Origin of the sequence: Klebsiella sp. CN_Kp100 (assembly GCF_040065315.1) — a bacterium.
In the GTDB taxonomy this organism is placed as follows: Bacteria; Pseudomonadota; Gammaproteobacteria; order Enterobacterales; family Enterobacteriaceae; genus Klebsiella; species Klebsiella oxytoca.
Genome location: NZ_JBEAIJ010000032.1, coordinates 68,024 through 93,001, shown reverse-complemented (window position 1 = coordinate 93,001; position 24,978 = coordinate 68,024). Strand labels below are relative to the sequence as shown.

Below are 24,978 nucleotides of genomic sequence, written 5' to 3'. Positions count from 1 at the left end.
TTGTATGTGATGGTCGAAATAGAGCTTACATACGAGCCTATTATACACGCCGCCGCTGCGTGACGCAGTCCCTGTCACACTTTTTGCATTTTTTCTTTCATTTTGCTTGCCGTTTCCCTGATTTGTCCGGGCATTGCAGAAACAACATAGAAAACCTGGACGTCTGCTCGCAGCCTTAAAAATCCCCTATCGCCGATGAAAATACGCCTGCGGCACAATTCCCGGCGAATAAACAGGAGGGCATCGCGATGCAAAAGGGAATCCAGGCGCTGGTGCTGTGGATGCTGGTGGGATACGCGCAGGCAGCCTGCCCCGCGTGGCCGCAGGCGAGGGCCGAACAGGAAATGGAACGCCTCAGCCAGCAGATAACGGAATGGAAAAACGCCTACTGGCAGCAGGGGAACAGTGCGGTAAGCGATGAAGTCTATGACCAGCTGGCGGAGCGGCTGGCGTTCTGGCGGCGCTGCTTCACCGGCGAGGCTCCCGCTCACGATGCTCTTCCGCTGCTGAGGGGGGATGTCAGGCATCCGGTCGCGCACACCGGCGTGCGTAAACTGCCGGACCGCGCTGCGGTGGCGCGCTGGATGCGCGGTCAATCCGGCTTGTGGGTACAGCCTAAAGTCGATGGCGTCGCAGTGACTCTGGTCTATCGACAGGGGCGCCTGGTGCAGGCAATAAGCCGGGGGAATGGTCTTGCCGGAGAAGACTGGACGGCCAGGGTTTTACAGATCCCCTCCGTGCCTAAAGTCTCTGACGGTGCACTGGCCAATAGCGTTCTGCAGGGAGAACTGTTCCTGCTTCGCGCGGGGCATGTGCAAAAGCAGATGGGGGGCATGAACGCGCGCGCAAAGGTGGCCGGCATGATGATGCGCCAGCAGGCTGCGGCGGAACTTAATCAACTGGGCATCTTTATCTGGGCATGGCCCGATGGTCCGCAGGAGATGCAACAGCGGCTGGCGCTGCTGCGGCAGGGCGGCTTTGTTTACAGCGCGCGCTTTTCGCATCCTGTCGCGAATGCGCAGCAGGTGGAACAGTGGCGCCAGCGTTGGTTTACTTCGCCGCTGCCTTTTGCCAGCGATGGCGTAGTGGTGCGGCGGGGAAAAGAGTCAGCCGGGCGCTTCTGGGTACCGGGACAGGGTGATTGGGTTATCGCCTGGAAATATCCTCCTGCCTCACGGGTTATGGAGGTTCGCGGTATCAGCTTCAGCATCGGGCGTAGCGGTAAAATAGCGGTGGTGGCGCATCTGGAGCCGCAGCTGCTGGACGATAAGCGCGTGCAGCGGGTGAACGTCGGCTCGGTATCCCGCTGGTCCACTCTGGATATCGGTATTGGCGATCAGCTGCAAATCAGCCTTGCCGGGCAGGGAATTCCGCGCATCGATTCGGTCGTCTGGCGCACGGCGCAGCGTAATAAACCCCAGCCGCCGGCGGCACGGTACAATGCCTTAACCTGCTATTTCGCCACGCCAGAGTGCGCGGAGCAGTTTCTCTCGCGGCTGGTCTGGCTCTCATCCCGATCGATTCTCAACATTGACAGCGCGGGAGAGACGCTGTGGCGGACACTGCACGATGCCCGCGGCATGGAGCATCTCTTTTCATGGCTGGCTTTTACGCCGGAACAGCTGCAAGCCATACCAGGTATCTCCGCGCAGCGCGGGCAGCGGCTGTGGCATCAGTTCAATCTTGCGCGCGAACGGCCTTTTCTACGCTGGATCCAGGCGATGGGAGTCCCCATACCGAAGACGGCTTTTGTCAGACTGGAGGAGGACAGCTGGCGGCAGATGCAGGATCGAAACGAAGAGCAGTGGCAACGGCTGCCGGGCGTCGGGGCTGAAAGGGCGCGGCAGCTGGTGACGTTCTTACATCACCCGGATGTTGCCGCGCTGGCGAAGTGGCTGAGCGGGCAACGCATTCCGGGGTTCTGAAAGTATTAATGCGCGCTGTGGTTGTAGTTAAATACCGGCAGGCCCAGCTTCCAGCGCAGCGCCAGCATACGAGCAGTAAAGCCGAACAGCAGGGTGGAAATGACGACTACATCGTGACTGCTGACGTAATGCTGAAGCGCGATATATAAAATCGCGGCGGCGAACGATACTCCGGCGTACAGCTCTTTCTGGAACACCAGCGGGATACGCTTGCAGAACATATCACGCAGCACGCCGCCAAAGACGCCGGTGATGACCGCGGCAATGGAGGCGATTACCGGGCCCTGGCCCATATCCAGCGCGATCTGGGCGCCAATAATTGAGAACACCACCAGGCCGAGCGCATCAAGTACCAGAAACAGACGGCGCAGGTGCGGCATGACCGGCGCGGCAATCGTGGTGAGGACCGCAGCAATGGCAACAATAATGACGTACTCGGGGTGTTGTACCCAGCCAAGCGGATAGTGACCAAGCAGAATATCGCGCACCGAACCGCCTCCGAGGGCGGTCGCTGTCGCAATGATAATCACGCCAAACGTATCCATACGGCGGCGCCCGGCAGCCAGTGCGCCGGTCATGGCTTCCGCCGTGATCCCAATCAGATAAAGAATATGAAGCAGCATAAATCCCCCACGATGATGGCGGAAGGTTAACGATTTGTGCTCAGGATCACGACTGAGATTTTCTAAAGCATTCGCATTTAACCAGATTAAACTAATGCGAGATGTGCTTATATTGGCTTTATTTAATGGTTATTTAATTGCTGTTTCTTCATCCATTGATTAGAAAAAATAATGACTAAACCTTTTATGCACATCTATATTGAAAGCGGTATGAATACTTAATGTTTAACTCTGGGCCTTTATCCTTTTAGTTTCCTCCTTCAAGGTCTGAGAAAATGACTGCCGCCGCTGACAATAAAAACTATCTCATCCGCCTGCTTGCCGTTGTGCTGACGGGGATACTGGCCGGCCTGTCAGGCATGGTTCTGGCGCTGATTTTACACGCGATTCAGCACCAGGCTTTTGGCTACAGCCACGGCCAGCTCGTTGGCTCAGAGTCATTTTTACAGGGCGTCACGGATTCGTCCTGGCCGCGTCGGATCATGGCAATCGTCGCCGGCGGTGCAGTCGCCGGGTTCGGCTGGTGGCTGCTTGGGCGATATGGGCAGAAGCGGGTTTCAGTTGCGTCAGCGGTGGCCAATCCTTCCGTGCCAATGCCTGCGGGTACCACCACGATTCATGCCCTGTTGCAGATCGTCACCGTGGCGCTGGGCTCACCTCTTGGTCGCGAAGTCGCGCCGCGGGAAATGGGCGCGCTGGGGGCAGGGATGGTGGCGCGTAAGCTGGGTCTGCCGGAAGATGAAAGCCGAACGCTGATTGCCTGCGGCGCAGGTGCGGGACTGGCGGCGGTGTATAACGTCCCGCTGGCCGGCGCGTTATTCAGCCTTGAGGTGATGCTGCTGTCGTTTAGCTGGGAAAAAACGCTGGCGGCTATCATCACATCGGCGATTGCCGCGTGGACGGCTACCCTCGGCTTAGGCGATGAGTCGCAATACCATTTTACTTCCGACATCCTGCCGCATTCATTTCTCTGGTGGGCGATTATCTCTGGCCCCATTCTCGGCGCCGGGGCCTGGCTCTTTCGCAAAGCGACCAGTACCGCTCGTTCGCACGTCCAAAGCAACTGGCAGATGCCGGTTTTCTGTCTGCTGGCGTTTTCTCTGCTTGCCGCCCTCAGCCTCTATTTCCCCCAGCTTCCGGGAAACGGTAAAGGACCTATGCAGCTGGCTCTCAGCGATGAACTGGGTTTCCCCGGGGCGGCGATGCTGCTGGTGCTGAAGATGGTGGTGATTCTGGCGGTGCTACGCGGCGGTGCGGAAGGCGGCCTGCTGACGCCGGGGCTGGCGGTAGGCGGCTTGGCCAGCCTGCTGCTGTGTATGCTCTGGCAACAGCTGCTTCCCGGCGGAGATTACGGCAGTTTTGCGCTGGTTGGCGCGGCGGCGTTTCTCGCCGCATCCATGCAGATGCCGATAACGGCGGTGGCGCTGGTGATGGAATTCACCCATATGGATCACAGCTATCTGGCCCCCACGCTGCTGTGCGCGGCAGGGGCATTTTTAACCTGCCGGATATTGGATAAGAACGATTCCTTCTGAAACGCAGCGAAAATAAAAGGCCATGATTTACCATGACCTTTTGTTCAAAAACGATTTGCGGGGGCGAGTCATCGTTACTCGATATTTTGGATCTGCTCGCGCATTTGTTCGATTAGCACTTTCAGTTCAATGGCGGAGTTCGTCACTTCGGCATTAATCGATTTAGACGCCAGCGTGTTCGACTCGCGGTTGAACTCCTGCATCATAAAGTCGAGGCGGCGACCGACCGCTTCTTTCTTCTTCAGGATATTCCACGTCTCTTTCACATGCGCTTCCAGGCGATCCAGCTCCTCGGCAACGTCAATACGCTGCGCCATCAGCACCAGCTCCTGCTCAAGGCGGTTATTTTCCAGCTGCACTTCGGCGTCTTCCAGTTTGGAAACCAGACGCTCGCGCTGCCACTGTAAAATTTCCGGCATGTGGGCGCGTACTTTAGCCACTTCGGCGGTGACCCCGTCCAGGCGCTGCTCAATAAGCGCTTTCAACGCCTGGCCTTCGGTTTCACGGGCGACGATAAAGTCGTCCAGCGCGCCGTTCAACGCGCCCAGGATTTCGGCGGCAATGGCGTCCAGATCCTGCTCATGAGCCGACATTACGCCGGGCCAGCGCAGAATATCCACCGGATTAATTTCGCCCTCGTCGCTCTGCATTTTTACCCAGTTGGCGGCATTAACCAGCTGCTTTGCCAGCTTTTCGTTGAGAATCAGCTCGCCCTGTGCGCTCGGGTCCTGCTCAAAACGCAGGGTGCATTCGACTTTACCGCGGGTCAGACGGGAGCGAATACGTTCACGCACCACGGGCTCCAGGCTACGGAACTGCTCCGGCAGGCGGAAGTAAGTTTCCAGATATCGTTGGTTTACCGAGCGCAGTTCCCACGCGGCGCTACCCCATTCACCCTTGATTTCACGCCGGGCGTAGGCGGTCATACTGCGGATCATAGACGTTCCTGTTTTTAAAGGAGAGTGGGGTGGATTATAGCTTTCGCGACCTTATCAGGATAGGAATAAGCGCGCATTATCCGTATAATGCGCAGCCACATTCGTTTCAAGCCGGAGAACATCATGCGTCCAGCAGGCCGTAGCGCTAATCAAGTGCGTCCAGTAACCCTGACCCGTAACTACACAAAACACGCAGAAGGCTCCGTGCTGGTCGAATTTGGTGACACGAAAGTATTGTGCACCGCTTCTATTGATGAAGGCGTGCCGCGCTTTCTGAAAGGCCAGGGGCAGGGATGGATCACTGCCGAATACGGCATGCTGCCGCGTTCTACCCACACGCGTAACGCGCGTGAAGCCGCCAAAGGTAAACAGGGCGGCCGCACCATGGAAATCCAGCGCCTGATCGCGCGTGCGCTGCGCGCGGCAGTTGACCTGAAAGCGCTGGGCGAATTCACCATTACTCTGGACTGCGACGTGCTGCAGGCCGACGGCGGCACCCGTACCGCATCGATTACCGGAGCCTGCGTGGCGCTGGCGGATGCGCTGAATAAGCTGGTTGCGGCCGGTAAGCTGAAAACTAACCCGATGAAAGGAATGGTGGCGGCAGTCTCCGTAGGGATCGTGAATGGCGAAGCGATTTGCGATCTGGAATACGTTGAGGATTCCGCGGCGGAAACCGATATGAACGTGGTGATGACCGAAGATGGTCGCATCATTGAGGTGCAGGGTACGGCAGAAGGCGAACCGTTCACCCATGAAGAGCTCCTTACCCTGCTGGCATTGGCCCGAGGGGGCATCGAATCCATTGTCACGACGCAGAAGGCGGCGTTGCAAAACTAGTTTTTAAGGCGACTGAGAAGTCGCCTTTTTTTTGTCCGTAGAAAAGTAAGATGAGGAGCGAATCCATGAAACCGTATCAGCGCCAGTTTATTGAGTTTGCGCTTAACAAGCAGGTACTTAAGTTTGGCGAGTTTACGCTGAAATCCGGGCGCAAGAGTCCCTATTTCTTCAACGCCGGCCTGTTTAATACCGGGCGCGATCTGGCACTGTTAGGCCGTTTTTATGCCGAAGCGCTGGTGGATTCCGGGATTGATTTTGACCTGCTGTTTGGCCCGGCCTACAAAGGCATCCCTATCGCCACTACCACGGCGGTAGCGCTGGCGGAACATCATGACCGCGATCTGCCTTACTGCTTTAACCGCAAAGAGGCAAAGACCCACGGCGAAGGTGGAAATCTGGTGGGGAGCGCGCTGCAGGGCCGCGTGATGCTGGTAGATGATGTTATCACCGCAGGCACCGCGATTCGGGAATCGATGGAAATTATTCAGGCCAACGGCGCCGAGTTAGCCGGCGTACTGATCTCTCTGGATCGTCAGGAACGCGGACGCGGTGAAATCTCAGCGATTCAGGAAGTTGAGCGCGACTACAGCTGTAAAGTGATTTCCATCGTGACGCTGAAAGACCTGATCAGCTATCTGGAAGAGAAGCCGGAAATGGCTGAACATCTGGCAGCCGTTCGCGCCTATCGCGAAGCGTACGGGGTGTAAATATCAGCCCGGCCGGCAACGTCCGCCGGGCATATTTTCAGACCAGCTTTGCGCCTTGCGCATTGACGTAGAGCGAATAGATGGACGTGCTGGATGCCATAAACAGGCGGTTGCGCTGTTCACCGCCGAAGCACAGGTTGGCGCAGCGTTCCGGTAACTGAATAATACCGATGTTTTTCCCCTGCGGATTGAAGACGCGGACGCCGTCCAGCTCTTCGCTGCCCGTACCCCACCCGCACCACAGGTTCCCGTCCATGTCGCAGGCGATGCCGTCAGCGGTTCCGTTACCGCAGTCAATATGCACTCTTTTGTTTTTCAATGTGTTATCGACAACATCCCACGCCAGGATAAGCCGGTTTGGGGTAGCGCGGCTTTCCACCACGTAGAGCGTTTTTTCATCGGCGGAAAAACAGAGGCCGTTTGGCCCCTTGACGTCGCCCAGCACGACGCTCAGTTTACGGCTCTCCGGGTCCAGTCGATAAACGTTTTGCGGCAGCTGCGGCGTGGCCTTATGACCTTCATAGAATCCGCTGATACCGAAAGGCGGATCGGTGAACCAGATGCTGCCGTCTGACCTCACGACGATGTCGTTTGGCGAGTTCAGCGGTTTGCCTTCGAAGTTATCCGCCAGTACGGTGATGCTACCGTCATATTCAGTGCGGGTAATTCGTCGGGTATCGTGTTCGCAGCTGATGAGCCGTCCCTGCCGATCGCGGGCGTGGCCGTTCGCGTAGTTTGCCGGTTGGCGAAATACGCTGGTAGCGCCGGTGGCCTCATCCCAGCGCATAATGACGTTGTCAGGAATATCGCTCCAGAGCAGCATGCGCGTATCGCCAAACCATACCGGCCCTTCCGCCCAACGAAAGCCGGTGGCGATCTGCTCCACTTTTGCGCTGGCAAGCATATAGCGGCGAAAGCTATCATCCACCGCCATAATACGCGGATCGGGATAACGTGCAGATGGCGCCCAGGCCGCGAAGCTTTTTTGACTAAGCACGAGTGATGCGGTTGCCAGACCGCCCAGTTTGAGCAATTCCCGTCGTGATGTCGCCATCAGCCCTCTCCTTATCCATTGCAAAGATACAATCAAAGGATGGTATGAGAGAGCGAGAGCCGAAAACATCTGGCAGTTCTACGAATTGTTCTGGGCGTTATGCCAGAATAATCAAAAAAGAGAGATGCAGCCTTTCGGGCTGCATAGAGACAGGAGAGGGTTACTTCAGCTGGGCGGCGACCAGCGGCCAGCGGGCGTCAAAATCGTCCGTCGGGCGATATTTAAACTCGCTGCGTACAAAGCGCGACAGCATCCCTTCGCAGAATGCCAACAGCTGGCTGGCCAGCAGGGCTTCATCGACGGAGTAGCCTTCACCTTCACGCATTTTCTTTTCACGCATCACTTGACGCAGCTGGACTTCAATACGCTCGAAAAGCTGGTTTATGCGATCCTGAAGCCGGTCCTGTTCAAACATCAGCGCGTGGCCGGTCAGAATTCTTGTCAGCCCAGGATTACGCTCGCCAAACCCCAGAATCAACAACACAATCAGACGCAGGCGCGCGGTGGTGTCTTTTTCATCTTTTAAAATCAAATTGATGCGCGTAATCAGGCTGTCTTCGATAAACTCAATCAGGCTATCAAACATGCGGGTCTTGCTCGGGAAATGCCGATACAGAGCCGCTTCGGATACGCCAACGGAGGCCGCCAGCTTCGCCGTGGTGATACGCTGACTCCCGTCGCTGGATTCGAGCATTAGCGCCAGAGATTGAAGTATTTCTTCGCGACGATTCCTTTTCGCAGTTTGTTTTTCTGCCATGTTTTAAAATACCCCTGAAAAAAAGCACTTGTCAGGCAGGCATCCACAAAGCGACCGCAAGCTGTTGCCTGCGGTGATGTTATTGCATTAGTGCGCTTTGCGATGCAGGTTCCACTTCATCTTTGGGGCTGCCCGTTTATCGGCGACGCCCCGAAGATTTTTGTCTATTACCGGGCTTTTATTTACGCCCTGAGTGACCGAAGCCGCCTTCGCCGCGATCGGTGGCGTCAAACTCTTCCACCAGGTTAAATTCCGCCTGTACAACGGGCACGAACACCATTTGCGCGAGACGCTCGCCGGGTTCGATGGTGAAGCTCTGCTGACCGCGGTTCCAGACGGAAACCATCAGCTGACCCTGATAGTCGGAATCAATCAGGCCGACCAGGTTACCCAGGACGACGCCGTGTTTATGACCCAGCCCGGAGCGCGGGAGAATCACTGCTGCCAGAGACGGATCGGCAATATGAATCGCCAGGCCAGTTGGCACGAGGAGCGTAGCGCCAGGCGCCAGCTCTACGGCGTCATCGAGACAGGCTCGCAGGTCAAGTCCGGCGGAACCGGAGGTGGCATAGGTCGGCAGCGGAAATTGCTGACCAACGCGCGGGTCCAGAATCTTAACGTCGATTTTTTTCATCATAACGGGTCACGATCTCGTCGAGTAATAATTGGCCCAGGAGTTCCTTGCGCTCAAGTGGTAAGCGCTTATCTCCCTCCTGCCAGAAAAGGTGTAATGCATTGCTGTCGCTGTTAAATCCCTGATTTGGCTGTGAAACATCATTAGCGCAGATCAGATCAAGATTTTTGCGGGCTCGCTTTTGCCGTGCGTATTCTTCCACATTATTCGTTTCGGCGGCAAACCCAACGACGTAAGGGCGGTTGGCCTTAAGCGCGGCGACCCCTGCGACGATATCCGGATTTTTAACCATTTTCAGGGTGAGTTCATCACCTTGTTTTTTGATTTTTTCTTCGGCAATGGTGACCGCACGGTAGTCGGCGACCGCCGCGCAGCCAATAAAAATATGCTGCCGTGAGGCGCCGTTTTGCACCACGGCTTCCATTTCCAGCGCCGTGGTGACATCAATTCTTTGTACAAACGGCGGCGTAGGTAGAGAAACCGGGCCGCTTACCAGCGTGACGTTTGCCCCGCGACGCGCGGCGGCGGCGGCAATCGCGAAGCCCATCTTACCAGAACTGTGGTTAGTGATATAACGCACCGGATCCAGCGGCTCGCGGGTTGGGCCCGCGGTAATCATGATGTTGAGATGTTGCAAATCTTTGACAGGAGAGAAGTGCTGCGCGGCCATATCCACAATGGTCAGCGGGTCCAGCATCCGCCCCGGCCCAACATCGCCGCAGGCCTGGCTGCCGCTGTCCGGGCCCCAGACCAGCAAACCGCGCGAGGCAATCACCTCAAGATTATGCTGGGTGGCGGCGGCGCGATACATTTGCTGATTCATGGCGGGCACGACCGCGACGGGCGACGGCGTCGCCAGGCAAATCGTCGAGACGAGATCGTTAGCCATGCCTGCCGCGACTCGGGCGATTAAATCGGCGGTCGCCGGAGCGAGAATAACCAGATCGGCCCATTTCCCCAGCTCAATGTGGCCCATTGCGGCTTCGGCGGCCGGGTCGAGCAGGCTGTCGGAAACCGGATAACCCGATACCGCCTGTAAACTTAATGGCGTAATGAAGGCTTTAGCGGCTTCCGTCATGGCGACGCGGACATCCGCACCGCGGTCGCGCAGGCGGCGCACCAGTTCCGGCGTTTTATAGGCAGCAATGCCGCCGCTCACGCCGAGAACGATCTTTTTACCAGCCAGACTCATCATGATTTTTTCCTGTTGCGGTACACCAGAATTCGCGCATCTTATCACAATCCTCACGGCATCGTGTGCCTGGTGGCGATCCACTTTGCGAGGCGCTACGCAGGGATAAAACTTGCCTGTCGGCGGCGCAAAAAGGCTGTGTCAGGATAGCGGGGAGTGGGAAGGAGAGGCCGCGATGGAGATACAGGAAACCCTCATGCCGAGGGAAAAGATGCAGCGTTACGGTATCGAAGTTTTATCGGATATCGAGCTGTTAGCGCTGTTTTTACGTACTGGTACGCGCACGCAGGACGTGATGACATTTTCGCGAGAGCTGCTGCAGCGATTTGGCTCGCTGTACGGCCTGCTTTCGGCGGAAGAGTCACAGTTCGCTGAGATTGAAGGCATTGGTCTGGCGAAATATGCGCAGCTAAAAGGGATTGCTGAACTGGCGCGACGCTATTTCAGCCTGCGGATGACGGAAGAGCCCTCATTGGTCACCCCGTCGATGACGCGGGAGTTTCTGCAAAGCCAGCTGGCCGACGAAGAGCGCGAGATCTTCATGGTGATCTTTTTAGACAATCAGAACCGGGTATTGAAACATAGCCGACTTTTTTCTGGTACTCTTAGCCACGTTGAGGTGCATCCGCGAGAAATCGTACGCGAAGCCATCAAAGTGAACGCCGCCGCGGTGATCCTGGCACATAATCATCCATCCGGAAGTCCTGAGCCGAGTAAGGCCGACAGATTGATTACCGAAAGAGTGATAAAATGTTGTCGATTCATGGATATACGTGTGCTCGATCACCTTGTTATCGGCCGCGGAGCGTACGTATCTTTTGCTGAACGCGGCTGGATTTAGCCCCGATCATGCGATCCATCGGGATCTTTGTCTGTTCGGGACTTGAGCACATCGCAGAGTCAGCGTATACTACGCCACCTTTGAGAATCTCGGGTTTGGCATTTGGGCCTGGCAATCGAGAGTTCAATAGAACTATGCGATGACCGGGCTGTAAAGCCTGACGAGGCGCCAATACCCCATACGAAGCTCGAGCTAATTTGATTTTTGGAGAATAGACATGTCCCGAGTCTGCCAAGTTACTGGCAAGCGTCCGGTGACCGGTAACAACCGTTCCCACGCACTGAACGCGACTAAACGCCGTTTCCTGCCGAACCTGCACTCTCACCGTTTCTGGGTTGAGAGCGAGAAGCGTTTTGTCACCCTGCGCGTATCTGCTAAAGGTATGCGTGTTATTGATAAGAAAGGCATTGATACAGTTCTGTCCGAACTGCGTGCCCGTGGCGAAAAGTACTAAGTACTTAGAGGAAATAAATCATGGCTAAAGGTATTCGTGAGAAAATCAAGCTGGTTTCTTCTGCTGGTACTGGTCACTTCTATACCACCACGAAGAACAAGCGTACTAAGCCGGAAAAACTGGAACTGAAAAAGTTCGATCCAGTTGTCCGTCAGCACGTTTTATACAAAGAAGCTAAAATCAAATAATTTTAGGTTCCTTGTAAAGAAAAACCCCGCCTCGGCGGGGTTTTTTGTTATTAAAACGACGCCACCGTCGGCGCTGGCGGGAGTTTAGCCCTCCTGTGGCAGGCGGAAGAGCAAGCTGAACAATAATTGCCCTGAACCTCGTCGCTGAACGCGGTAAGATAGAGCATCCAGCCGTTTTTGTTCGAGAAAAGAATGCCTGAATTACCTGAAGTAGAAACCAGCCGCCGCGGCATTGAGCCTCACCTGGTTGGTGCGACCATCCTGCACGCCATTGTGCGCAACGGGCGCCTGCGCTGGCCGGTTTCCGAAGAGATCTATCGCCTGAGCGACGTTCCTGTGCTCAGCGTGCGCCGCCGCGCTAAATATCTGCTGCTCGAACTGCCCGACGGCTGGATTATCGTCCATCTCGGCATGTCGGGAAGCCTGCGTATCCTCAGCGGAGATCTGCCGGCGGAAAAACACGACCATGTGGACCTGGTGATGAGTAACGGCAAGGTCCTGCGCTATACCGATCCGCGACGCTTTGGCGCCTGGCTGTGGACTAAAGAGCTGGAAGGGCATCCGGTGCTGGCGCATCTGGGGCCGGAGCCGCTGAGCGATGAGTTCAACGCCGATTATCTCCAGCAGAAATGCGCGAAGAAGAAAACTGCGATCAAGCCCTGGCTAATGGATAACAAGCTGGTGGTCGGCGTGGGTAATATCTACGCCAGCGAATCGCTATTTTCGGCGGGTATTCACCCCGACAGGCTGGCCTCTTCGCTGTCGCGCGAGGAGTGCGAACAGCTGGTGAAAGTGATTAAGCTGGTCCTGCTGCGCTCCATTGAACAGGGTGGGACGACGCTGAAAGATTTCCTGCAAAGCGACGGTAAACCGGGTTATTTTGCCCAGGAGCTGCAGGTGTATGGCCGCAAGGGCGAGCCGTGCCGCATTTGCGGGACGCCGGTTATCGGCAGTAAACACGCCCAGCGGGCGACGTTTTATTGTCGCCAGTGCCAGAAATAATATGCGGTGGTTGCGGTGAACCCGGCTCGCGCTGCGCTTAGCTGGGCTACGCGTCCGTGCGATTTGATTGGGTAGCCCGGACAGATGCGCAGCATCGCCTGCGGGAAGAGACCCGATGGCGCAGGATTACAGCTTCTTCAGCAGCGCCTGGTGAACGTTTGCCGGCAGAAAGTGGGAGACGTCGCCCTGGTGGCGCGCCACTTCTTTTACCAGCGAAGAGGAGATAAACGACCACTCTTTGCACGGCATCAGAAACACGCTCTCCAGCGTCGGCATTAAATGACGGTTCATATGGGCCAGCTGCATCTCATATTCAAAATCCGCCACCGCCCGCAGGCCGCGAATTAAAATGTTCGCCTGCTGCGCGCGGGCAAAATTGGCCATTAAATCGCTGAAGCCAATAACCTCAACGTTGACCAGATGCGCCGTTGCCTGGGTGGCCAGCGCGATACGCTCGTCGAGAGTGAACATCGGCTTTTTGCTCGGGCTGGCGGCGATAGCCAACAGCACCTTATCGAACATGCTGGCCGCGCGAGTGACGATATCGATATGGCCGTTGGTGATAGGGTCGAAGGTTCCCGGATAGATCGCTTTTGTGCTCATAATGACACTTTCTCCGAGTAGCCGCGGCTCAGGGCCCACAGCTCGGTGTATTTATTAAACGTGTATTGCGCGTTGACCACCGCCAGTAGCCAGCCTTGTTTCCCATCCAGAATGCCGCCGCGCAGCAGCAGCGTTTTCACAAAGGCGCCCAGCGTATGGCCGAAGATAGCGGCCAGCGAGGTCTTTTTGCCTCTCTGATGGCGCTCCTGCGCCCAGGCGGCGGCGTAGGCCAGCTGCTTTTGCTGAAAGCCGGAGAAATCACGGCAGGTCAGATGCAGCAGATCGCCCGCGAGCTCGATAACCGGCGCGCCTCGGGCATCGAGAGATTCGTGGACCAGATTATCGTTATAGCGGTAGCGGCCGCGTTCGTACAAGCGCATCACGCGATCGGGATACCAGCCGCTGTGGCGCATAAAGCGGCCAAGAAAATAGTTGCGCCGGGCAATGCTGTATATTGCGCCGGTTTGCGGCGCGGCCAGCACGCTGCGGATAGACTGCGCAAGCTCCGGAGTGACGCGCTCGTCGGTATCGATCATCAGCACGTAATCGCCGGTGGCGTAGTCCTGGGCGCGCTGGCGTTGAATACCGTAGCCCTGCCAGTCGCGATTGACGTGCACCTGAACGCCCATGCTGCGGGCTAATTCGACGGTGTTGTCGCTGCTGCCGGAATCCAGCAGCACTATCTCATCGGCCCAGCTTACCGACGCCAGACAATCAGGCAGCAGATCCGCCGCGTTTTTGGCGATCATCACGACCGAGAGTCGAGGCGACATTAGTGGCTCCGCTGCGGCAGATAGGGTTGGAGTAACTGTAGCAGGCGGGAGAGGGCGCCCTGGTTTTGATGCAGGACTTCCACCGCGTGACGACCATACCACAGACGGTAATCTTCATCGGTCAGCAGGTTTGACACCTCCGTCACCAGCGAGTCGGCGTCGGTGACGGTAATCAGTCCATCGTCCTGCTGCAGCTTGGCGCAGATATCTTTGAAGTTAAAGGTGTGCGGGCCCATCAGTACCGGTATCGCATGAGCAGCGGGCTCCAGCGGGTTATGACCGCCGCGCTCCACCAGGCTACCGCCGACAAACGCGAGGTCGGCAATGCCGTACAGCAGCATCAGCTCACCCATGGTATCGCCAATCACCACCTGGGTACTGTTCGACGGGATTTCGCCGGTACTGCGCAGGGTGTAGCTCATTCCCGCTTTCTGCACCATCTCGCGGGCGTCGCCGAAGCGCTCCGGGTGGCGCGGGACAAGGATCAGCAGCAGGTTGGGGAAGCGCTCCAGCAGCTTTTTATGCGCCTGAAGAATGATTTGCTCTTCGCCGTCGTGGGTGCTGGTGGCAATCCATACCTGGCGGTGCGGCGCCCACTGGCGACGCAGGGTGATAGCGCGAGCGGCCAGCTCCGGCGTGACTGAAATATCAAACTTCAGGCTGCCGGTGACCGCCAGTTGATTGCGTTTCAGGCCAAGGGCGATAAAGCGGCTGGCGTCTTCTTCATTCTGTGCGGCGATAAGGGTAATGCGGCTCAGCAGCCGACGCATAAATTTGCCCAGTTTGGCATAGCCTTTCGCCGAGCGTTCGGACAGCCGGGCGTTGGCGATAACCAGCGGAATTTTGCGTTTATGCAGCGTGGCGACCATGTTCGGCCACAGTTCGGTTTCCATGACGATAACCAGCTTTGGCTGAACGGTATTGAAGAAGCGGTTCATTGCGCCGGGAAGATCGTAAGGCAGATAGACGTGATGGACGTCTTTACCGAAAGCGGACATCGCGCGTTCGGAGCCGGTTGGCGTCATGGTCGTGACGGTGATCGGCAGATAGGGGTAGCGGTGGCGTAGCGCGCGCACCAGCGGGATAGCCGCCAGCGTTTCACCTACGGAAACGGAATGCAGCAGGATGCCACCCGGTTCTACCTTGTTCTGGCAGAAGCCATAACGTTCCTTCCAGCGTTTACGATAGGCAGGGGCCTTACGGCTGCGTAACAGCAGTCGCAGCCACACCAGCGGCTGAATGAGGTAAAGTAGGGCGGTATAAAGCAATTCCAAGCGATTTATCCGTATTTATGTTTTTGCGGGCAAATTCTAAGCATTTAACCCGCGTAAAGCTATCTCTTTGGCGGAAACTAAGGGATTCAGTATTAAGCCGCGTCGCGATAGCGCTTGATGCGCAGATAGCGGCGTCCAAGACGCCAGCGTAGACGGAACGTATGGGCATTTTTCCAGATCAGGCTCCAGATACCGCGGTCAAAGAACTCTTTAATGATAATATGCTTTTTTGACTCATCTTTCATGCTATCGAAGGTATGAATAATTCCCAGCCCCTCTTTAGCGATCTGCCAGCGGCAGGCGGAAATATTGCGAACCTTGTCCGGATAGCGCTGGTTGATGGCGTCCAGCATCTCAAGAATCTTCATATAGTGGCGCGCTGAGCGCATCAGCGTATCGTCATTGTCCGGCTTATGCGACACCGATTCCGAATGGATGTAGTAATCGTAGAACTGCTCGCTGGTGTACTGCACGCGTTCTGCCGCCAGCAGCACTTCCGTGGTCCAGGGAATATCCTGATGACGCAGGCCCGGCTCAAAATGGAAGCGGTGATCCGCGATAAACTCGCGGCGGTAAATATTGAGCCAGGTGACATGCAGGAACTTACGAGAATCCAGCGCCTGTTTTAACCAGACGTGGCCGGGCAAAACGCCGGTCGACTGTAGCCGGTCCAGCGGGAAAATAGGATGGATATCTTTTTTCGTCTCGTAGACGTAGCGGCCGTTGCAGGTGGCGACGTCAAGATTGCCCTTTTCCGCCATTTCCAGAAGCGTACGGTACATGCCCGGGTAAAGCTTATCGTCGATATCCGGAAAGGTCAGGTATTTACCGGTCGCCGCGGCGAGCCCGGTATTGCGCGCCACCGACACGCCCTGGTTTTCCTGTTCCAGTACGAGCACGTTTTGCAGGCGCTCTTTCCACTGGTCGATAACCGCAAGGCTACCGTCCGTCGACCCGTCGTTCACCAGGATCAGTTCATAGCTTTCCAGCTGCTGTTGCTCAAGGCACTCAAAGAATTGCGCAAGGAATTTTTCGCCGTTATAGACGGCGGCTACGATGCTTAGTAAAGGCGTTTGACTCATAAATCATTCGATCCTGGTTGAATAACGGCGTCAGGCGCTGCGCAGCTGACGATACTGCTGACAAATCGATGCCACGCTGAATTTCTCCAGCGCCGAGGCGTCGATGGCAGGGGGGCTATGGTAAATGCTTTGCATCGTATGAGCCAGCGCCGGGCTGTTGAGATCGGCCAGGCCGAGCGACAGCTCGCCGGTGAGGATCTCGGTCACGCCGCCCGGGCAGCGGGTGCTGGCGACCGGCGTATCCAGCAGCAGCGCTTCAACCACCACGTTGCCAAAACCTTCGCTATCGGAACTCAGGACCAGCATCCGCGCGCCTTTGATCCACGGCAGCGGATTTTTCTGGAAGCCTTTAAACAGGACGCGATCGGCAACCTGTAGCTGCTGCGCCAGCTGGCGCAGGCGCTGCTCTTGTTCCGGTTTTCCCTGTCCCAGCAGCACCAGCGGCGCATCGATACCGCTTTGCGCATACGCCTCAATCAGGCGGTCGTGGCGTTTACCGGGATGAAAGCGGCCCACGTGAATAATATAGTCGCCGTCGGGTCGCTGGCTGGGCTCTTCAGCCGCTGCGCGCAGCGCGGCGATATCAAACGGGTTATAGATGGTTTTCAGCTGGGCCGGGCGAATGGCGAACTGCTCGACCAGATCTTGACCTACCGCATCGGAGACGGTGACGACGTTGCGTCCCTGGTAAACGCGTCCGATCTTCTGCTGCTTCAGCCAGCGGTCAAAACCGGTGCGATGGCCGAGATAGGAAGTAGAGAATACGCCGTGCAGGCAATACCAGACGTTTCGCCCGTTCAGCAGGCGGCTGCGGGAGACAATGCGGTCAGTTTTATGCAGATTCGAGAGCACCAGATCGAAGCGGCCCTGCCGTTCTGCGCTATCGATGGCCGCATCAAGCTGGCGCGCGCGCCGGGAGAGTTCCGTCAGTTTGCGCCACGGTTTGCGGCAGCGGTCGGCGATGACCTGATAATCCAGTCCTTCCGGCAGCGGATAATCGCAGACGTCGCGCAGGGAAAAAAGCGATACCTTTTCCCCCTGGCTGAGAAAGTGCGCCGCCAGCGTCAGCACGACTTTTTCCGCGCCGCCGCCGGGCAGGCCGTCGATAACAAACAATATGCGCATCTTTATTTCACCAAATCCTGATAAAGGGAGAGCAGCTGCGCCGAGAGGCGTTCGCTGGTGCAGGCCATGATGCGCTCGCGGGCGCGTTCGCCTTCCGCGGAGCCTAACGCCCGGGCGGGAAGGGCGCTAACCGACTCCTGCAGGGCCGGGATATCCAGCGCATCGCAAACGTAGCCATTGCTGCCCTGAACAATAAACTCCGCGCCGCCGCAGCCGGTAGTGGTAATGACCGGCAGGCCGCAGGCCATCGCTTCGAGAATAACGTTGGGAAACGGGTCGTACAGCGTCGGCAGCAGCAGGCCGTCGGCCATCTGATAGAACGGCAGGGTTTCCGACTGCATGCCGAAAAAGCGCACCCGCTCCTCGCAGTTCAGCGTTTTCGCCAGCTGCTGATAACGACTTTGCTCTTTATCTTTGCCCACTACCAGCAGGTAGCGGTTGGTCGGCGCGATGGCGCGGATCGCCGCATCCAGCCCCTTGCGCTCAAAGCCGGAGCCGACGTAAATCAGGCAGGTCGCCTGGAGCGGCAGATTCCATTTGGTACGCAGTGCGACAAAGGCCGCTTCCGTCGGCGGCAGAAAACGCTGGTTATCGATGGCGTTATAGATAACGTGGATTTTTTCCGCCGGCAGGCCGAAGTCTGCAATAATCTCGCGTTTAATCATCTCCGCGTTGCAGATAACGCCGCGCAGGTGCGAGTCCTGGTACATTTCGCGCTCGGCCTGCATTACATAGCGATGGTAGCGATCGGCAAACAGCAGGCGGCTTTTCCAGCCGGGCAAAATGCGCGAGCGCTGCTGCAGCCAGCGGCGGTGTACGCCGTCTCCGGCGCGGTACAGGTCGCAGCCGGGGATACGCTCATGGCTTTGCACCAGATCGAAGGCTTCGCGCTGCCACAGCTGGCGGGCGGCGTCGGCAAACCCACGCTCGCGGCTGATCCGCCCCCATTTACGCGGATTGCAGATGTGGATGTTCCACTCGGGCTTCACCGGCCCCTGCCACTCGCGGGTGATGACGTTCAGCTCAAGGTCGCTGTCGTCGAGGGCCTCCAGCGCGCGGGAGACAAATCGTTCCGCGCCGCCGTCCGGGCGATACTTCTGGCGTACCAGAGCCAGCCTGAATTTACTCATGCCAGTACCTTTTTCGCCGCCGCGATAACCGCGTCGGTGGGGATTAAATCGAGATAGCGTTCCTCGGTGTTGGTATCTATGTCGTCAGGATCGGGAATCGAGCCGAAATCACCCGCCCAAATTACCTCACCCTGCGCCTGCCATGGACGCCAGAAAGTGAGCTTGGAGGGGCCGAATAGCGCCACCAGCGGTGTGCCCAGCGCGGCGGCCATATGCATCGGCACGGAGTCGACGCCGATAAACAGGCGGGCATGGTCGATGAGAGACGCCAGCTGGCGCAGGGTGAGCTGCCCGGCGAGGGAGTACAGGCGAGCATTGGGACAGCCCGTCATAATCGCGTCGATCATCTGCTTCTCTTTGGCGTCGGGGCCGGAGGTCAGCACGACCGGATAGCCTGCCTCAGAAAGGGCGTTTATCAGGGCGCTCATCCGCGCTTCGCGCCAGCATTTAAAGAACCAGCGGGAGGTCGGCTGAATGACGATATAGTTGTCCTGAAATCCTTCCGGCAGCAGCGCGCGGCTGGCGAGCCAGTCCTGTTCGCTGTAGCCCATCGTTGCCGGCGCATCATCAATATCCAGCCCAAGCGGCGCCAGAATCGACAGATTCTGCTGTACGGTATGCTGCTGGTTGTGCAGCTCGGTTGAGGCGAGGGCGGTATGGCAAAAACGCCAGGCCGGATGACGACGCTTCGGAAAGTCAAAGCCGATGCGGGTGGTCGCCCCGGTCAGTTTAGTGATAATCGCGCTGGGCCACTGATCGGCAAGATTGAGCACCATATCGTAGCGCTGCTGGCGGAGCGTACGGATCAGCTGCCATTCCATCTTGAGCTGATGGCCGGTGCCCTGTTTTTTCCAGCGCCGATCGATACCATAAATATGGCGGATCTCAGTATTCGCTGCGAGCATATCCCGGGTTTCTTCATAAAGCAGCACATCCACGCAGGCGGCGGGGTATTGCTGTTTTAGCGCGTGAATAAGCGGCGTTATCAATAACATATCGCCATGATGGCGAAGCTTAATAACCAGGATTCGCGCCGGGTTCACGCGGCCGGAAGTGCGGGTTTCAGGCGTCATTCTCTGTTCTTCATTCAGGGTCAGGGCTCCGATTCTAGGGGATCAGATAGATTGAGAGAAGCCTTGTCTTGCTCTACCATGACCCGATACGTATGGCCTGAGGACGTTTTCGTGCACAAACCCGCATTTCTCATCACGATTGATACAGAGGGCGATAACCTCTGGCAAAAACATGACAGCATCACCACCGAGAATGCGCGCTATTTACCGCGTTTTCAGCAGCTTTGCGAAAAGTATGGCTTCAAACCGGTTTATTTGACCAACTATGAAATGGCCATCGACCCGGTTTATATCGAATTCGCCAAAGATGTGATTGCCCGGGGGACGGCGGAAATCGGCATGCATCTGCATGCCTGGAACAGCCCACCGACCGACCCGCTTACCGATGACGACTGGCGGCATAAACCGTATCTGATCGAGTACAGCGATGCGGCGATGCGTGCCAAAGTCGACTATATGACCCGTCTGCTGGAGGATACCTTCCAGACTAAAATGGTCAGCCATCGCGCCGGACGCTGGGCGTTTGACGAGCGCTACGCGCGTCTGCTGGTGGAGTATGGCTATCTGGTCGATTGCTCGGTTACTCCCAGGGTGAACTGGAAAACGGCGAAAGGCGCGCCGCAGGGCGACGGCGGTACCGATTATCGTCACTTCCCGCAGCACGCCTACTTTCTCGACGAGAACGATATTCGTCGTGAAGGCCAGTCGCCGCTGCTGGAAGTGCCAATGAGCATTCAGTACAAGCATTCTGCGTGGATGAATAGCCTGAAGCAGGGTTACGATCGCCTGCGCGGCAAAGTCCGCTCGCCGTCGGTACACTGGCTGCGTCCGATGGGCGGCAACGTGGAGACGATGAAAAAAGTGGTCGAACAAACGTTGACTCAGGGTAATGACTACGTCGAATATATGCTCCACTCTTCTGAGTATATGCCTGGCGGCAGCCCGACGTTTAAAAACGAGCAGGATATTGAGCGCTTATATGCCGATCTGGACGCTTTTTTCAGCTGGCTGGCACCGCAGGTGAAGGGAATGACGTTGGCGGAATATTACCAACAGAAACGCGCACAGCGATAAAAGATCACAACCAGGTACCGTATGCGTATCGTGAAGCAGTTCACGCGGAAGAAAAATGCCTTCTTCCGCGAAATTAAATTTAATTTAATTAACTATCGTTACAGAAATAAAAGCGCACGCCAGCCTTTTAATCCCGCGAAGATTCAGCATGTTTTATTATTGCGCCTGGATGACAAAGTCGGGGATATGGTCGTGACGACCGGCTGCGCAAAGCTTTTGGCCGACCGGGGCTATAAGGTGTCTGTTCTTACTGGGTCTGTCTGTAAACAGATGCTTGCCGGTGCGGATTTTCTTGAGCAGGTCTATTTATATCAGCCGCGGATGCCCTTAAATGCGCTGCGTGCGGTGGGATTTGACGCGGTCGTTGATTTTGATGATGTTAAAACCTACGAACGTTTTAAACTACTCTCTGATTTGCGGCCTGGCTGCGTTATTGGTTTTAATAAACAAGAATATAAGCTTTACGATCACTCCATTCCTTTTTTTGACAGCGCCAGGCATATTTCCGCCCGCTACAAAGAAGTGGCCAGGCTATTTGGCATAGAACACGATCGTTACCACTATCATCTGCCCGGCGATCTTCACGAACGGGAAAGGGTTAAGCTTTTACTTAATCAGGAAAAAGCGCGCGCGCTCTGTATTGCGATCAACCCGTTTACCGCTTCAACGGATAAAGACTTTTGTCATCACCAGGTGGCGACTCTGATTGACCGCCTGCATACGCTTCCGTATGCCGTGAGGGTCGTCATGGTTGGGCATAGCGAAAAAATTCGCCAGCTAAATCTGGATAAAGCGCTATATCTGCCTGATAGCAATATTAATTCAGCGGTAGAGATCGTTCGCCAGTGCGATCTGGTGATTACGGCGGATACCGCCATCGTGCATATTGCCCGCGCATTCGACAAGCCCATGGTGGCGGTTTACAACAAACGTAAGCTCAAAGATACCGGTTTGCCGGGCTATACTATTTGGGCGCCGGGTTATGACAAGGCCAGACAGATTGTCTGTGAAGAGACCCACGTCGCCGACATGACGATTGACGCCGTCTGGCCGGTGATTAAAGCGCAGGCGGACGACCTGGTTGCCTCTCGCGAGCAGGCATAAAAAAGGCCCGTAACGGGCCCTTTGCTTAGCGTTTCGCCTTCAGGCTGCCGCTCAGCGCAATACCCAGCGGTAACCAAAACAGCGGCCAGGTTTCGCGAGGATTGCTGATGATAAACATGCCCTGCGAAGCCATAAAAATCAGCGCATAGATAAAAATCGCCAGTCCGTAGCGGCCATCCTGCTGTTTGCGCCATGCCTGCCATAGCCCTCCGGCAATCACCGCCAACAGCAGCGCCAGACCAATGATGCCGCCTTTCAGCAGGGCGCCAAGATAGACGCTGTGGGTGGTGGTGATATGTTCGCCGCTGTAGTTGGTAAAGTTCAGCTCGTAGTCAAAACCTCGCCCCAGCCACGGCTGGCTGGCCACTTCCTCGATCGTATGATGCCAGATGCTGATGCGCAAACCGCTTTGCGTCCCCAGCTCCTCAAAGCGCGCCAGCAGCAGGTCTCCGGTGGGGGTGAAGAAGAAAAGCAGTCCCAGAATCATCGCTAACGCGGCGACAATCAAGATATTACGGCGGGTAAAGACGTGCAGATGCAGGGTGCAAACAAACGCCACCAGTAGGGCGATAATCGGGCCGCGGCTTTGGGTCAGAAATAGCATCACCAGCATGATAGCCATCGGCACATACAGAAGGTGGTTGCCTTTTTCTTTCAGCAGCATGGCGCAAATAAGAACCCCAATACCGCAATAACCCGCCAGGTCGATAACGTTGGTCGGGCCGGGATTATCCGGCGACACCAGGCGCTCCTTGAGGACCAGGGTGAAGTCGATAACCATCGTCCAGATAGACAGCACCGTGATCCCGGCCACGATGCTCAGCAGCGTCAGATGCCGGGTGCGAGGATGGCCAAGTAGCGTTGTCAGCAGCAGAAGATAGAAAATGGTATAGGTGCCGTGGGTCAGAGGGGAATCGATATGCTGCGGCGTCTGGCCCCAAATATTGCTCAGCGCATAGTACACGCAGAATACGACCAGCAGACCATAGACCGGCCACTGCTGGCGCAGGCTCTCCGCTAATGCCCGGCGGTTGTCTGTGTTCAGCTGTGAAAGCAAAAACAGCAAAATGGATAAATGAAGAAGGTTATTTGCGCGAGTTGATACGCAAAAAATAGCGCTAAAAAACAGAAACAAAGGAAAGAAAATGGTGTAACCCTGTCTGGCGTAACTACTGATTTTTAAAGTACTCATCAAATGAAACCTTTTCGAAAATCGTTTCCGGAACCGCGCTTTCTAAGGAGAAGTTAACGACCCGAATATGGTTTTGTTGCAGCACGTTGGCAGCGTGCGAAAAGGACGGCATGACCAGGTCATCCACCTTATTTGCCAGCCAGGAGGGGAGTTTATCCTGTTCCGTTTCGTAGAATCGCGGCTGGTTGAAATTGCTCATATCCAGCCCGCTTATCAGAATGGTTTTAAATCCCAGCCACATCAGAATTTGCAGAGCCCAGTAGACCACGGTACCGGCATCAAAAATGCCATGGCGGATGTCGGTGCTAAAGCAAATATCCTGCCTTTGCGGATGAAAGCGTAGCGCGGTGACGCCGCGCCAGACCTGCTGTATCGCGCTTCTCGGGACTTTAGGCTGGTAAATTTTATAACAGGCGTCTTCAATTAATGCCAAACGACAGCGAAGCGCTGAGCCGTGGCGGTCGAGGATTTTGGCAATGCCATGCATGGTGGTGAAGAGTACGATGTCCGGTTGGCTAATCACCGCACGAATAATGTCCGGTTTTTTATCGTAAAACTCCATGTCCACAATGGTATAGAGCGAAAATTTAATTTTATCAGAGAGATGCCACGCGCCATTCACCCCCATCACCGGGATGCTGTTCGGCAGCCGCGTAAAATCGATGCTACGCGTAGAGGGACCGGTTGCCGTCAGCAGCACTTCGCCCTGAGCGCTATCTTTTAGTTCGCTGAGGTTGACCAGCGGGACCGCTTTTCCTTTGTATTTCAGGGTGCGGATTTCACCGCTTGCCGCGCGGGTGATATGGGTAAACGGCCAAAGATTTTCGTTATGGCGAAAGGCTCGTCGATGCGTGTAGCGATAGATCTGCTTAAATAATGAACCCATTAAGCCAGTTCCTGAGATTTCAACAGTTGCAGAATCCGGGAGGCGGCAATATCCCCCGTGCTGTTGCCGCTTTCCGGGCGCACGACATACTGGTTTTTACCGTAGCCGCCAATCAGCCCCGGATCGGTCGGGCCGTACAGCGTGAAGTTCGGTTTATCGAGCGCGGCGGTGAGATGGCTCAGTCCGGTATCGACGGAAACCACTCCGCGCGCGCCTGCCAGCACTTGGGCCACCTGCTCCAGGCTCATACGCGGCAGGACGTCGACAAAATCGTGCCCATCCGCCAGGCGTCTGGCCCGCGTTTCTTCATGGGGGGCGCCCCACGGCAGTTTGATACGCACGCCGCTGTCGGCAAGCAGAGCGATTAGCGCTCGCCAGTTCTCTTCCGGCCAGTGTTTATCATCCCGCGTTGTGGCGTGGAGAAATACCAGATAGGGCACAGCGGAGGCGTCGGCCTGGCGCAAAAAATGGCGAGCGATAGCGTAGTCGCCCTGGGTTTCCGGCTTCGCGTAGCCAAGGCTTTTAGCAAACAGCTCGCGGGTGCGCTCAACGGCGTGCTGATGTTTGGCGATATGGTGGCGACGGTTATAGAACAGGCTCGCCAGCGGTTCGCGAGCGGTCTGCCAGTCCATACCGTGCTTAACGCCGCGGGCCAGTCGGGTGACCAGCGCGGCGCTCTTCACCAGCCCCTGGGCATCAATGATGGCGTGGTACTTTTCCGCCTGTACGGCGTCGCGAAATGCCTTGCGTTCGGCTTTAACGGGCGCGGAAAACCACGCTTTGCGCCAGCGACGAATCGCCACCGGAATGACCCTGTCGACGGTCTCATGCCAGGAGGGGATCTGTGCGAAGCCCTCTTCAACCACCCAATCGAAACGAATGCCGGGAAAGGCCAGCGCGGCGTCGCTCAGCGCGGGCAGCGTATGCAGCACGTCGCCCATGGACGAGGTTTTTACGATCAATACCCGCATC

General features: G+C 56.4%; 26 protein-coding genes. 10 read left to right on the top strand and 16 right to left on the bottom strand.

Going from position 1 to position 24,978, the window contains the following annotated elements:
- Positions 1–248 precede the first annotated feature (248 nt).
- A complete protein-coding gene (ligB, locus tag ABLV12_RS11250) occupies positions 249–1,925 on the top strand; it encodes an NAD-dependent DNA ligase LigB (RefSeq protein ID WP_064398964.1) in 1,677 nt (558 codons plus the stop codon).
- A 5-nt stretch (positions 1,926–1,930) separates the two neighbouring features.
- On the opposite strand, the gene ABLV12_RS11245 is transcribed toward ligB, so the two are convergent.
- Positions 1,931–2,548 (bottom strand): trimeric intracellular cation channel family protein, encoded by a 618-nt coding sequence (locus ABLV12_RS11245; RefSeq protein ID WP_023329082.1) that lies wholly within the window; start codon positions 2,546–2,548, stop codon positions 1,931–1,933.
- A 275-nt stretch (positions 2,549–2,823) separates the two neighbouring features.
- On the opposite strand from ABLV12_RS11245, the gene ABLV12_RS11240 reads away from it, so the two are divergent.
- Entirely contained in the window at positions 2,824–4,083 is a 1,260-nt protein-coding gene (locus ABLV12_RS11240) for a chloride channel protein (protein WP_064398962.1), read from the top strand.
- 74 nt (positions 4,084–4,157) lie between these two features.
- Here ABLV12_RS11240 and ABLV12_RS11235 read toward each other — a convergent pair whose 3' ends face one another.
- Positions 4,158–5,021, bottom strand: coding sequence for a YicC/YloC family endoribonuclease (locus tag ABLV12_RS11235; protein WP_004106922.1), 864 nt, complete (start codon positions 5,019–5,021; stop codon positions 4,158–4,160).
- A gap of 123 nt (positions 5,022–5,144) precedes the next feature.
- Between ABLV12_RS11235 and rph the strand changes: the two genes are divergently transcribed.
- Positions 5,145–5,861, top strand: coding sequence for a ribonuclease PH (gene rph, locus ABLV12_RS11230; RefSeq protein ID WP_004106921.1), 717 nt, complete (start codon positions 5,145–5,147; stop codon positions 5,859–5,861).
- Between the two features lie 65 nt (positions 5,862–5,926).
- Entirely contained in the window at positions 5,927–6,568 is a 642-nt protein-coding gene (gene pyrE, locus ABLV12_RS11225; protein ID WP_004106918.1) for an orotate phosphoribosyltransferase, read from the top strand.
- A 37-nt stretch (positions 6,569–6,605) separates the two neighbouring features.
- Here pyrE and ABLV12_RS11220 read toward each other — a convergent pair whose 3' ends face one another.
- The 4 genes from ABLV12_RS11220 to coaBC all read right to left on the bottom strand — a co-directional run bounded on the left by ABLV12_RS11220 (position 6,606) and on the right by coaBC (position 10,205).
- Positions 6,606–7,622, bottom strand: a complete 1,017-nt coding sequence (locus ABLV12_RS11220) for an SMP-30/gluconolactonase/LRE family protein (RefSeq protein WP_004106915.1) — start codon at positions 7,620–7,622, stop codon at positions 6,606–6,608.
- A gap of 160 nt (positions 7,623–7,782) precedes the next feature.
- Entirely contained in the window at positions 7,783–8,379 is a 597-nt protein-coding gene (gene slmA / locus ABLV12_RS11215; RefSeq protein WP_004106912.1) for a nucleoid occlusion factor SlmA, read from the bottom strand.
- A gap of 178 nt (positions 8,380–8,557) precedes the next feature.
- Complete coding sequence (dut, locus tag ABLV12_RS11210; protein WP_004106909.1) at positions 8,558–9,016, bottom strand: dUTP diphosphatase; 459 nt, start codon at positions 9,014–9,016, stop codon at positions 8,558–8,560.
- Positions 8,994–10,205, bottom strand: a complete 1,212-nt coding sequence (gene coaBC, locus ABLV12_RS11205; RefSeq protein WP_026056021.1) for a bifunctional phosphopantothenoylcysteine decarboxylase/phosphopantothenate--cysteine ligase CoaBC — start codon at positions 10,203–10,205, stop codon at positions 8,994–8,996. The genes dut and coaBC overlap by 23 nt, the downstream gene beginning before the upstream one ends.
- Positions 10,206–10,380: 175 nt before the next feature.
- Here coaBC and radC point away from each other — a divergent pair, with 175 nt between their 5' ends.
- The 4 genes from radC to mutM all read left to right on the top strand — a co-directional run bounded on the left by radC (position 10,381) and on the right by mutM (position 12,690).
- Entirely contained in the window at positions 10,381–11,046 is a 666-nt protein-coding gene (gene radC, locus ABLV12_RS11200; protein ID WP_004106905.1) for a DNA repair protein RadC, read from the top strand.
- 217 nt (positions 11,047–11,263) lie between these two features.
- Positions 11,264–11,500: a 50S ribosomal protein L28 gene (rpmB, locus tag ABLV12_RS11195; protein ID WP_002436699.1), complete on the top strand. Its 237-nt coding sequence runs from the start codon at positions 11,264–11,266 to the stop codon at positions 11,498–11,500.
- Between the two features lie 20 nt (positions 11,501–11,520).
- Positions 11,521–11,688, top strand: coding sequence for a 50S ribosomal protein L33 (gene rpmG / locus ABLV12_RS11190; protein ID WP_003024094.1), 168 nt, complete (start codon positions 11,521–11,523; stop codon positions 11,686–11,688).
- Positions 11,689–11,880: 192 nt separating this feature from the next.
- Complete coding sequence (gene mutM / locus ABLV12_RS11185) at positions 11,881–12,690, top strand: bifunctional DNA-formamidopyrimidine glycosylase/DNA-(apurinic or apyrimidinic site) lyase (protein WP_016809752.1); 810 nt, start codon at positions 11,881–11,883, stop codon at positions 12,688–12,690.
- A 126-nt stretch (positions 12,691–12,816) separates the two neighbouring features.
- Here the strand turns inward: mutM and coaD are convergent, their stop codons facing one another.
- The 7 genes from coaD to rfaQ all read right to left on the bottom strand — a co-directional run bounded on the left by coaD (position 12,817) and on the right by rfaQ (position 19,750).
- Complete coding sequence (gene coaD / locus ABLV12_RS11180) at positions 12,817–13,293, bottom strand: pantetheine-phosphate adenylyltransferase (protein ID WP_004106901.1); 477 nt, start codon at positions 13,291–13,293, stop codon at positions 12,817–12,819.
- A complete protein-coding gene (locus ABLV12_RS11175; RefSeq protein WP_004106899.1) occupies positions 13,290–14,066 on the bottom strand; it encodes a glycosyltransferase family 2 protein in 777 nt (258 codons plus the stop codon). Before ABLV12_RS11175 ends, coaD begins: the two co-directional genes overlap by 4 nt.
- Positions 14,066–15,340 carry a lipid IV(A) 3-deoxy-D-manno-octulosonic acid transferase gene (waaA, locus tag ABLV12_RS11170; protein WP_004106896.1) on the bottom strand — a complete coding sequence of 425 codons (1,275 nt, stop codon included), beginning with the start codon at positions 15,338–15,340 and terminating at the stop codon, positions 14,066–14,068. Before waaA ends, ABLV12_RS11175 begins: the two co-directional genes overlap by 1 nt.
- 92 nt (positions 15,341–15,432) lie before the next feature.
- Complete coding sequence (locus ABLV12_RS11165) at positions 15,433–16,422, bottom strand: glycosyltransferase (protein WP_004106893.1); 990 nt, start codon at positions 16,420–16,422, stop codon at positions 15,433–15,435.
- Positions 16,423–16,452: 30 nt separating this feature from the next.
- A complete protein-coding gene (locus tag ABLV12_RS11160; RefSeq protein ID WP_064398960.1) occupies positions 16,453–17,547 on the bottom strand; it encodes a glycosyltransferase in 1,095 nt (364 codons plus the stop codon).
- 2 nt (positions 17,548–17,549) lie between these two features.
- Positions 17,550–18,677, bottom strand: coding sequence for a glycosyltransferase family 4 protein (locus ABLV12_RS11155; RefSeq protein WP_004106887.1), 1,128 nt, complete (start codon positions 18,675–18,677; stop codon positions 17,550–17,552).
- A complete protein-coding gene (rfaQ, locus tag ABLV12_RS11150; protein ID WP_004116432.1) occupies positions 18,674–19,750 on the bottom strand; it encodes a putative lipopolysaccharide heptosyltransferase III in 1,077 nt (358 codons plus the stop codon). The genes ABLV12_RS11155 and rfaQ overlap by 4 nt, the downstream gene beginning before the upstream one ends.
- Before the next feature lie 111 nt (positions 19,751–19,861).
- On the opposite strand from rfaQ, the gene ABLV12_RS11145 reads away from it, so the two are divergent.
- Together ABLV12_RS11145 and ABLV12_RS11140 are read left to right on the top strand one after the other, a co-directional pair.
- A complete protein-coding gene (locus tag ABLV12_RS11145) occupies positions 19,862–20,824 on the top strand; it encodes a polysaccharide deacetylase family protein (protein ID WP_160887244.1) in 963 nt (320 codons plus the stop codon).
- A gap of 21 nt (positions 20,825–20,845) precedes the next feature.
- Entirely contained in the window at positions 20,846–21,928 is a 1,083-nt protein-coding gene (locus ABLV12_RS11140; protein ID WP_335270613.1) for a glycosyltransferase family 9 protein, read from the top strand.
- 25 nt (positions 21,929–21,953) lie between these two features.
- On the opposite strand, the gene ABLV12_RS11135 is transcribed toward ABLV12_RS11140, so the two are convergent.
- Genes ABLV12_RS11135 through rfaC form a run of 3 tightly spaced genes read right to left on the bottom strand, consistent with a single transcriptional unit; the run spans position 21,954 to position 24,977 of the window.
- Positions 21,954–23,120 carry an O-antigen ligase family protein gene (locus tag ABLV12_RS11135; protein ID WP_160887248.1) on the bottom strand — a complete coding sequence of 389 codons (1,167 nt, stop codon included), beginning with the start codon at positions 23,118–23,120 and terminating at the stop codon, positions 21,954–21,956.
- Positions 23,098–24,006 (bottom strand): sugar glycosyltransferase, encoded by a 909-nt coding sequence (locus ABLV12_RS11130; RefSeq protein WP_160887250.1) that lies wholly within the window; start codon positions 24,004–24,006, stop codon positions 23,098–23,100. Before ABLV12_RS11130 ends, ABLV12_RS11135 begins: the two co-directional genes overlap by 23 nt.
- Positions 24,006–24,977, bottom strand: coding sequence for a lipopolysaccharide heptosyltransferase RfaC (gene rfaC, locus ABLV12_RS11125; protein WP_348867041.1), 972 nt, complete (start codon positions 24,975–24,977; stop codon positions 24,006–24,008). The genes ABLV12_RS11130 and rfaC overlap by 1 nt, the downstream gene beginning before the upstream one ends.
- Position 24,978 lies beyond the last annotated feature (1 nt).

Bases quoted from the DNA above. Each gene is read 5' to 3' on its own strand.
- rfaC (WP_348867041.1), bottom strand. From the start codon at position 24,977: ATGCGGGTATTGATCGTAAAAACCTCGTCCATGGGCGACGTGCTGCAT.
- coaBC (WP_026056021.1), bottom strand. From the start codon at position 10,205: ATGAGTCTGGCTGGTAAAAAGATCGTTCTCGGCGTGAGCGGCGGCATT.
- ABLV12_RS11130 (WP_160887250.1), bottom strand. From the start codon at position 24,006: ATGGGTTCATTATTTAAGCAGATCTATCGCTACACGCATCGACGAGCC.
- rfaQ (WP_004116432.1), bottom strand. From the start codon at position 19,750: ATGACGCCTGAAACCCGCACTTCCGGCCGCGTGAACCCGGCGCGAATC.
- rpmG (WP_003024094.1), top strand. From the start codon at position 11,521: ATGGCTAAAGGTATTCGTGAGAAAATCAAGCTGGTTTCTTCTGCTGGT.
- ABLV12_RS11135 (WP_160887248.1), bottom strand. From the start codon at position 23,120: ATGAGTACTTTAAAAATCAGTAGTTACGCCAGACAGGGTTACACCATT.
- ABLV12_RS11160 (WP_064398960.1), bottom strand. From the start codon at position 17,547: ATGCGCATATTGTTTGTTATCGACGGCCTGCCCGGCGGCGGCGCGGAA.
- ABLV12_RS11240 (WP_064398962.1), top strand. From the start codon at position 2,824: ATGACTGCCGCCGCTGACAATAAAAACTATCTCATCCGCCTGCTTGCC.
- ligB (WP_064398964.1), top strand. From the start codon at position 249: ATGCAAAAGGGAATCCAGGCGCTGGTGCTGTGGATGCTGGTGGGATAC.
- ABLV12_RS11220 (WP_004106915.1), bottom strand. From the start codon at position 7,622: ATGGCGACATCACGACGGGAATTGCTCAAACTGGGCGGTCTGGCAACC.
- radC (WP_004106905.1), top strand. From the start codon at position 10,381: ATGGAGATACAGGAAACCCTCATGCCGAGGGAAAAGATGCAGCGTTAC.
- dut (WP_004106909.1), bottom strand. From the start codon at position 9,016: ATGATGAAAAAAATCGACGTTAAGATTCTGGACCCGCGCGTTGGTCAG.
- ABLV12_RS11140 (WP_335270613.1), top strand. From the start codon at position 20,846: ATGCGTATCGTGAAGCAGTTCACGCGGAAGAAAAATGCCTTCTTCCGC.
- coaD (WP_004106901.1), bottom strand. From the start codon at position 13,293: ATGAGCACAAAAGCGATCTATCCGGGAACCTTCGACCCTATCACCAAC.
- slmA (WP_004106912.1), bottom strand. From the start codon at position 8,379: ATGGCAGAAAAACAAACTGCGAAAAGGAATCGTCGCGAAGAAATACTT.
- ABLV12_RS11235 (WP_004106922.1), bottom strand. From the start codon at position 5,021: ATGATCCGCAGTATGACCGCCTACGCCCGGCGTGAAATCAAGGGTGAA.
- rpmB (WP_002436699.1), top strand. From the start codon at position 11,264: ATGTCCCGAGTCTGCCAAGTTACTGGCAAGCGTCCGGTGACCGGTAAC.
- pyrE (WP_004106918.1), top strand. From the start codon at position 5,927: ATGAAACCGTATCAGCGCCAGTTTATTGAGTTTGCGCTTAACAAGCAG.
- ABLV12_RS11245 (WP_023329082.1), bottom strand. From the start codon at position 2,548: ATGCTGCTTCATATTCTTTATCTGATTGGGATCACGGCGGAAGCCATG.
- ABLV12_RS11175 (WP_004106899.1), bottom strand. From the start codon at position 14,066: ATGTCGCCTCGACTCTCGGTCGTGATGATCGCCAAAAACGCGGCGGAT.
- mutM (WP_016809752.1), top strand. From the start codon at position 11,881: ATGCCTGAATTACCTGAAGTAGAAACCAGCCGCCGCGGCATTGAGCCT.
- ABLV12_RS11155 (WP_004106887.1), bottom strand. From the start codon at position 18,677: ATGAGTAAATTCAGGCTGGCTCTGGTACGCCAGAAGTATCGCCCGGAC.
- ABLV12_RS11165 (WP_004106893.1), bottom strand. From the start codon at position 16,422: ATGAGTCAAACGCCTTTACTAAGCATCGTAGCCGCCGTCTATAACGGC.
- rph (WP_004106921.1), top strand. From the start codon at position 5,145: ATGCGTCCAGCAGGCCGTAGCGCTAATCAAGTGCGTCCAGTAACCCTG.